The sequence below is a fragment of the Trinickia symbiotica genome (genome assembly GCF_003028655.1).
GTDB lineage: Bacteria > Pseudomonadota > Gammaproteobacteria > Burkholderiales > Burkholderiaceae > Trinickia > Trinickia symbiotica_A.
Map to the genome: position 1 here is coordinate 1 of NZ_PYUC01000047.1, position 1,462 is coordinate 1,462.

At 56.2% G+C, this 1,462-nt stretch carries 1 protein-coding gene; it reads right to left on the reverse strand.

Annotated features, from left to right (window positions below; all coding sequences use genetic code 11):
• Positions 1-54: 54 nt before the first annotated feature.
• A protein-coding gene (locus C9I57_RS32130; protein WP_107154515.1) for an IS3 family transposase occupies positions 55-1,421 on the reverse strand; the annotation gives its coding sequence in 2 pieces (ribosomal slippage) (positions 55-950 and positions 950-1,421; 1,368 coding nt in all).
• Between the last annotated feature and the right edge of the window lie 41 nt (positions 1,422-1,462).

A 1,462-nucleotide genomic window follows, 5' to 3' on the forward strand; every position in this document is an offset into this window, starting at 1 on the left:
ATTCCCACCAGATCTGAACTGAACCCCTGAAGTTGGACGGTGGGTGAACGAATCTCACGCGAATCGAAGTCGGTACTCGACGGGGCTCAGCCCCTTGAGTTTGAGTTTGATCCGCTCATGATTGTAGTACTGGATGTAGCTATCAACGCTCGCTTGCAGCTCCTCTATGCTGCGGAATTCGTTGACGTAGTAGAGCTCTGACTTCAGCGTGCCGAAAAAGCTTTCCATTGCGGCGTTATCGAGGCAGTTGCCCTTACGAGACATACTTTGCCTGATGGCGCGTGCTTCAAGGAGTCGACGATATTCTGGCATTCTGTACTGCCAGCCTTGGTCGGAATGCAGGATCGGGCTGTCACCGTCTCTCAGCCGACCGAACGCTTTCTTGAGCATCGTGCCCACCATGCCGAATAGCGGCCGGGCGGACATCTCATACGACAAGATTTCGCTATTGAAGAGATCCATGACGGGCGACAAATACAGTTTCCGGCCGGCCACATTGAACTCGGTCACGTCCGTCACCCATTTTTCATTCGGCCGGTTGGCCTGGAACTTACGCTGCAGCACATTGGGCGCAACATGTCCGAGCTGGCCTTTGTAGGCGCGATATTTCTTTACTCGCACGCAGCACTTGAGCTGCAGCTGGACCATCATTCGCCGCACCGTCTTGTGATTCACGAGGTCGCCGGCCCGACGGATGGCAGCCGTGATGCGACGGTAGCCGTAGCGCCCCTTGTGGCGATCAAATAGCTCGCGGATCTTGACCTTCAAATCCGCGTATTTGTCGCCTCTCTGCAGCAGCTTCTGTTGGTAATAGAACGTGCTGCGAGCGAGACCGGCAACCTGCAGCAAGCCGGCAAGAGGAAACTGCTGCCTTAGCTCAAGCACGATCAGCGCTCGCTCCATTGCGCTTGCTGACCGTTCGCTCGAACCAAGGCCTCGAGCTTTTTTAAGTAGGCATTCTCCATACGCAGACGGCTCAGTTCGTCTAGTAGGTCCTGCCGGCTCCGTTCCTGATCGGGGCTCTGTTCTTCTGCTTGCATAGGGGGCGTCTTTGACATCTTTTTGCGGCGTGCTCCCGGCGCTCGTGACAGCGCTTCCGGCCCGCCTTGACTGAATTTATGTTCCCACTCGGCGATCACGTTGAAGCGGCGAATGTTGAATAACGCTGCAGCTTGTCGTCGCGACAACCCTTCCTCGCGCATCCGTTCCAGGACGGAGAGCTTGAATTCGGCACTGTAACTAAAGAACTCTCGCTTCTTCGTGCGGACGCCTGCTTCCCCAAGCGCACGATAACCGGCAACCCATTGGCGCAGCAACGTAGCATCTACGCCATGGCGGCGAGCAACCGATTTCAGGCCACCCTCCCCAGAACAGTAATCCTTCACGGCAGCCAGCTTGGCTTGGTCCGTGTATTTTCCCATAGCCCCTCCGAGTTGGTGTCCAACCTTCGGGGTTCAGTTCA